The 5494-nt window shown below is 66.5% G+C and carries 7 protein-coding genes; 4 read left to right on the forward strand and 3 right to left on the reverse strand.

Features of this window, described 5'->3' with window-relative positions; genetic code table 11:
- Together B1964_RS00825 and B1964_RS30305 are read right to left on the reverse strand one after the other, a co-directional pair.
- Positions 1-592, reverse strand: a 592-nt coding sequence (locus tag B1964_RS00825) for a superoxide dismutase (protein ID WP_139765571.1), incomplete at its 3' end; no start/stop codon positions are given.
- Positions 593-873: 281 nt separating this feature from the next.
- On the reverse strand, positions 874-1026 hold the full coding sequence (locus B1964_RS30305) for a hypothetical protein (RefSeq protein WP_014358428.1): 153 nt from the start codon (positions 1024-1026) through the stop codon (positions 874-876).
- Between the two features lie 161 nt (positions 1027-1187).
- Here B1964_RS30305 and msrA point away from each other — a divergent pair, with 161 nt between their 5' ends.
- Positions 1188-1889: a peptide-methionine (S)-S-oxide reductase MsrA gene (gene msrA / locus B1964_RS00830; RefSeq protein ID WP_079928436.1), complete on the forward strand. Its 702-nt coding sequence runs from the start codon at positions 1188-1190 to the stop codon at positions 1887-1889.
- 9 nt (positions 1890-1898) lie between these two features.
- The gene (locus B1964_RS00835) at positions 1899-3032 is read left to right on the forward strand and encodes a winged helix DNA-binding domain-containing protein (protein WP_079928437.1); all 1134 of its coding nucleotides are present in this window, start codon (positions 1899-1901) and stop codon (positions 3030-3032) included.
- Here the strand turns inward: B1964_RS00835 and B1964_RS00840 are convergent.
- On the reverse strand, positions 3001-3756 hold the full coding sequence (locus tag B1964_RS00840) for a VOC family protein (protein ID WP_079928438.1): 756 nt from the start codon (positions 3754-3756) through the stop codon (positions 3001-3003). The genes B1964_RS00835 and B1964_RS00840 overlap by 32 nt on opposite strands.
- Before the next feature lie 53 nt (positions 3757-3809).
- On the opposite strand from B1964_RS00840, the gene B1964_RS00845 reads away from it, so the two are divergent.
- Together B1964_RS00845 and B1964_RS00850 are read left to right on the forward strand one after the other, a co-directional pair.
- Positions 3810-4658, forward strand: a complete 849-nt coding sequence (locus B1964_RS00845; RefSeq protein ID WP_079928439.1) for a S49 family peptidase — start codon at positions 3810-3812, stop codon at positions 4656-4658.
- Between the two features lie 468 nt (positions 4659-5126).
- Positions 5127-5459 (forward strand): rhodanese-like domain-containing protein, encoded by a 333-nt coding sequence (locus B1964_RS00850; RefSeq protein ID WP_006369165.1) that lies wholly within the window; start codon positions 5127-5129, stop codon positions 5457-5459.
- Positions 5460-5494 lie beyond the last annotated feature (35 nt).

Raw genomic sequence — 5494 nt, forward strand, 5'->3', positions numbered from 1 at the left:
CCCGGCCGAAGCGCTCGGCGGCGTCGGCCCAGTTGACCACGTTCCACCAGGCCTTGACGTAGTCCGGCTTGACGTTCTGGTAGTCGAGGTAGAAGGCGTGCTCCCACATGTCGAGCATGACGACCGGGATGATCGCGGCGGGGATGTTGCCGCTCTGGTCGGTCAGCTGCAGGATCACGAGCTTGCCACCGATGGTGTCGTAGCCCAGGATCGCCCAGCCCGATCCCTGCAGCGTGGTCGCCGCAGCGGTGAAGTGGGCCTGGAACTTGTCGAAGCCACCGAACTGGTCGTCGATGGCCGCGGCCAGGTCGCCCTCGGGCTTGTCGCCACCGTTCGGCGACAGGTTCTTCCAGAAGATCGAGTGGTTGGTGTGGCCACCCAGGTGGAACGACAGGGTTGCCGACAGTCCGTAGACCTTGCCGGCGATCGATCCGTCTGCACGAGCCTCGGCCAGCTTGTCGAGGGTGTCGTTGGCGCCCTTGACGTAGGTGGCGTGGTGCTTGTCGTGATGGAGCTCCATGATCCTGCCGGAGATGTGCGGCTCCAGTGCCGCGTAGTCGTACGGGAGATCCGGCAAGGTGTATTCGGCCACGGTAATCCTCTCTGCGCACATACCCCCTTGGGCACATGCCGTTCGGGTGTTGCTTTCACTATCGACGCGCGCGTGATCGCCCAGGGTGGACGCCGCCTCGCGGATGCTTCCAGCCTTCCCCAGTGTTTGTGGGAATGCAACAAACACGGCCCAACAAAGTTCAAGCAGGGTTGAGGTATCGACGAGGTGCGGTCAACGAGAATCCAAGAAGCGCAATGGATTTGCGGGATTCATACCGAGTATCGCTTCGCTGTGAGCGGATCGCTCCGGATGCTGCACCCTCACCAGAGGGCGAGCGCGACGAGCAATACGACGAGCGCGAAGATGCTCAGACCGATGCCGATGCACGAGGAGCGAACGTTGTAGGTGGGGCGGGGAATCGACTGGCCACGCGTGAGCGACGGACGAAGATCGTGGGTCGCATCAGTGGCCATCGTCGTCCTTACGGGTATGCGGGTCGCGTGGTGGACCAGGCGCCTCGGGGCTGTCGAGTCGGACTTCTCAGTGACGGATATCACAGCCGTCTTCGCCATCATAAACACACGGGCAGTTCGGGCTCAACTTCGCCCCCGGCGACCCGCGTAGACTCGACGGCATGTCGTGGCTTGACGAGCTCCTCACCTCCCGCTCCGGAAAACAGCAGCTGATCTCGGCCGATGCGGCGTTGCCGGGTCGTGCGACGCCGGTCCCGCTCGCGGCGGAGAACATCGTGTTGCACCGCCCGATGCGTGGTGAATCCGCCGACGACGGACCCGGCATCGGCGTCTTTCCCGACGGGCTCTCGGCGGTGGTCCTGGCCGGCGGCTGCTTCTGGGGTATCGAGGAGATCTTCTGGCAGGTTCCGGGGGTGTGGACCACCGCGGTCGGCTACGCCGGCGGTTACACGCCCAACCCGACCTACGAGGAGACCTGCACCGCTCGCACCGGGCACACGGAGTCGACGCTGGTCGTCTTCGATCCCACGCAGGTCAGCCTCGAGAAGATCCTGCAGATCTTCTGGGAGAACCACGACCCGACGCAGGAGATGCGGCAGGGCAACGACATCGGCACTCAGTACCGTTCGGCGATCTTCACCCTCTCCGATGCCGACGCCGAGACGGCCACGGCGAGTGCGGCCACCTTCCAGAAAGCACTCGACGCCGCCGGTCTGGGGCCGATCACCACCGAGATCGCAGCGCTCGAGCGGGCCGGTGACGGGCATTTCTACTACGCCGAGGACTATCACCAGCAGTACCTCGCGAAGAACCCGCACGGGTATCGCTGCCACGCGGCCACCGGCGTCACCTACCCGGCCTGATCCGCGGCGGTGCCCCCATCCATCACCGCGGGGCAGTGGAATCGCACACTGCTGCGTCGTCAACACCTGCTCGCCCGCGCCGACGAGGACGCCATCGAGGTGATCGACCGGCTCGTCGGCATGCAGTCTCAGGACCCGAAAGCCGCCTTCTTCGGATTGCAGTGCCGCATCGAGGGTTTCGAACCCGACGAACTCGATGAGCTGCTCACCGACCGGGAGGTCGTGCGCATGGCGTTGCTGCGCGGCACCGTCTTTCTCCTCGACGGCGCCGATGCCCGCTGGATTCGCCCACTCGCGCAGCCGGTCCTCGACGGCGAACTGCGGTCGGCGCACGCCTCGAAGCTCGCGTCGACCACCCCGGCGGCAGTGATCGACGATGCCCGGGAGTTGTTGCGCGACGGCCCGATCGGGGGCGACGAGCTCGGACGCGCTCTTGCCGAACGACATCCCGGGGAGAAGCCGTCGACGCTGACCGGGATGGCGCGATGCGCGCTGCCGCTCGTGCAGGTCCCGCCACGCGGACTCTGGCAAGGCAGTGGCCGCCCGACCTATGCGCTTCTCGACGACTGGATCGGTCCCGGCGAGCCGGCGCTCGACGGCGAGGAGGCGCGCCGCGAACTGATCCGGCTCTACCTGCGCGGCTTCGGCCCGGCGTCGGTCGCCGCGATCGGAAAGTGGTCGGGGCTCAAGGGGTTACGTCCGCTCGTCGAACAGATGGAACGCGAGTGGGAGCTGGCCGCCTACACCGGACCGCAGGGGCAGACGCTCTACGACCTGGAAGGTCTCGACCTCGCCGACGAGGACGAGCCCGCGCCCGTCCGGTTGATCGCGCCGTTCGACCACGTCCTCGTTGCCCAAGGTGATCGGGCCCGCATCGCCGACGACGACCTGTTTGCACGGACCGTCACCCCCAACGGGCGCTCGCCGGGCTTCGTCCTCATCGACGGCCGGCTGGCCGGCACCTGGCGGATACCGCCGGGCACCGAGACCGTGGAGACCGACCTTTTCGGCACTCCGAGCCGCGGGGCGCGGGCCGAACTCGACGAGGAGCTCTCCCGGCTCGAGGAGTGGGTGCGCGGCAGCCGCATCGATGGTGCGGAGCCGTCCGATGTCACTGACCCGTCCGCGGATTCCGGTCGGTGATGCAGTAATACCTACCGGCCGGATCGGCCATCACCGTCCACGACGGGTGCCGCGCCACGACGCGGGCACCCCAATCCTCGTGCCGGCCCACCTCGTCGTCGACCGATGTGGTGGCCAGATCGAGATGCGCCGACGCGCGCGTGGCATCCTCGAGGTCGGTATCAGAATCCAAGCGCTGCAGAAGGATTCCCAGACTCAATGCCGGGTTGCGGCGCAGCGCGAGGAACTCCGCACGTGCCCGCGGCTGGGCCGGCCAGCCGGTCAACAGTGACCAGAAGACGACCTCGCGATCGAACAGCGGTGCAGGTACATCGATACAGATCTGGTCGATGATCGAGATCGTGTCCTCCGGCCATCGGATCGGACGCGCCCGGCGGGGGGAACCCACCGCGGGCACCAGGCAGAAGCGCATGCCGGCGGGGGAGTCGTAGACCAGATGGGTCGGGTGATCGGCGACCAGGATCGCGCCCAACTCGCCGGCCTCGATCGCCGCGGCCCGCGGATCGTCGACATGGATGTCGAGGTGAACGCCACCGTCGCCGTCGTGCACGCGCTGCACCCGCAGGTGGGCGTCGCCGCTGAACGGCTCGAGCGTGGCGAACTCGCGGTGTTCACCGCGTGGGGGTGACACTGTCGATCCGGTGATCGCGCGCCAATAGGTGACCTCGGTCCCGAATTGCGACGCTCCGAAGTCCAGGAACGCCGTGAGCCAGCGGATCTGCACGTCAGCAGTCTAGGGTGCCGACCCAACGCGAACGATGCCCTAGGCTCGGTGGGATGAGCCGTGGACCGCTGGGGCGGATTGCGAAGAAGCTGGCGCACAAGCGGTCGGACAAGGTTGCCGTCGTGCGCCTGGACGGGGTGATCGGCCACGGCGGGCCGGGGCGGCCGGGATTGTCGACGACGAGCGTCGAGCCGATTCTCACGCGTGCCTTCGACATCGAGCATCTGCGCGCGATCGTCATCGTCATCAATTCCCCCGGCGGGTCGCCGACGCAGTCGGAGTACATCGCCGAACGCATCCGGCAGCTCGCGTCGGAGAAGGGCGTGCGCGTCCTGGCGTTCTGCGAGGACGTCGTCGCCTCCGGCGGTTACTGGATCGCGTGTGCGGCCGACGAGATCTACGCTGCCCATACCTCGCTCGTCGGCTCGATCGGTGTGGTGTCGTCCGGATTCGGGTTCGTCGACGTCCTCGGTCGGCTCGGGGTGGAACGGCGTCTGTACTCGGCCGGTGAGAACAAGGTGCGGCTCGACTCCTTCTCGCCGGAGAAGGCCGACGACGTGGAGTGGCTGCAGGGTTTGCAGCACCAACTCCACGACACGTTCATCCGGTGGGTGCGCCAGCGCCGCGGCAAACGACTGTCCGCCGCAGACGAGGTCCTGTTCACGGGGGACGTGTGGATCGGCGAGCGGGCCGTCGAAATCGGACTCGTCGACGGCGTCGGGGTCATGCGATCGGTGGTGGCCGAGCACTACCCCGACGCCGAGATCACCGTCGTCGACGCTCCCAAACCGTTGCTCACGCGGATCGTCGGCGATCAGGTCCGGGCATCGGTGGTCGCCGAGGAGCTGATCGGCGGCGCGGTGAGTGCGCTCGAACGTGCGAGCGCGGTGCGCCTACGCTGACCCGGGCCGACGCCCTGCCGATGCGACATCGGGCCGATACACGCGCTGATGTGATGCGAATCATCCGTCCGGCCGACTGTTGTCCCCACGTTATCCACAGGTGATGGGGATGAATGTGAACTGCGCATTTCGCTCATGCGCTGCACTGTCGTGAACTGTTTGACGCGCTGCTGTTGCGAACTCGTGACCGTCGTCACACTGCGTCGGTTGACCGTGTCCAGTTCTCCACAGATTCCACAGTCTCATCCACACCTTGATGGTCTTCTGTGCCGCAGGTCACAGCGGGAGTGGAAGTGCATGTGGATAGCGTTATGTAGACCTACATAGAGCGCCGGTCGGGTTTGGACGAATGTCAAGTCGGGGTGTAGTACGTCGACTCGACGGCCGAACCGGTCCCTCGGAGGTGACCACCTTCGTGCGGCGGCGCGGTCGGCATCGTCGCGCTTGTGCGACGATGGATCGGTGAGCATGGGCGAGATTCCACAGGTTCCCGTGACCGAGCTGCCGGATGACTTCAGCACCGCCACCGACAAGGTACTGCTCGATGTCCGCGAGGATGACGAGTGGGCCGACGGTCACGTCCGCGGCGCCGTGCACATCCCCCTCGGAGAGGTCCCCGGGCGACTCGACGAGATCGATCCCGACACCGACCTCTACGTCATCTGTCACTCCAGTGGTCGGTCGATGCGCGTCCTGCAGTACCTGCTGCAGGTCGGCTATGACGGCAGCTGTGTGCGTGGCGGGATGCTGGCCTGGCGCGAGAACGGCAAGCCGGTGGAGTCCGGATCGGGGCCGGTCTGAGGATGCTCGACCTCTGCCCGCGTTGCCGAATCCAG

The organism is Gordonia sp. i37 (assembly GCF_002043085.1).
In the GTDB taxonomy this organism is placed as follows: Bacteria; Actinomycetota; Actinomycetes; order Mycobacteriales; family Mycobacteriaceae; genus Gordonia; species Gordonia polyisoprenivorans.

What these genes read in the sequence shown, in the direction of transcription:
- B1964_RS30305 (WP_014358428.1), bottom strand. Translation starts at nt 1,026, where the DNA reads ATGGCCACTGATGCGACCCACGATCTTCGTCCGTCGCTCACGCGTGGC.
- msrA (WP_079928436.1), top strand. Translation starts at nt 1,188, where the DNA reads ATGTCGTGGCTTGACGAGCTCCTCACCTCCCGCTCCGGAAAACAGCAG.
- B1964_RS00845 (WP_079928439.1), top strand. Translation starts at nt 3,810, where the DNA reads ATGAGCCGTGGACCGCTGGGGCGGATTGCGAAGAAGCTGGCGCACAAG.
- B1964_RS00850 (WP_006369165.1), top strand. Translation starts at nt 5,127, where the DNA reads ATGGGCGAGATTCCACAGGTTCCCGTGACCGAGCTGCCGGATGACTTC.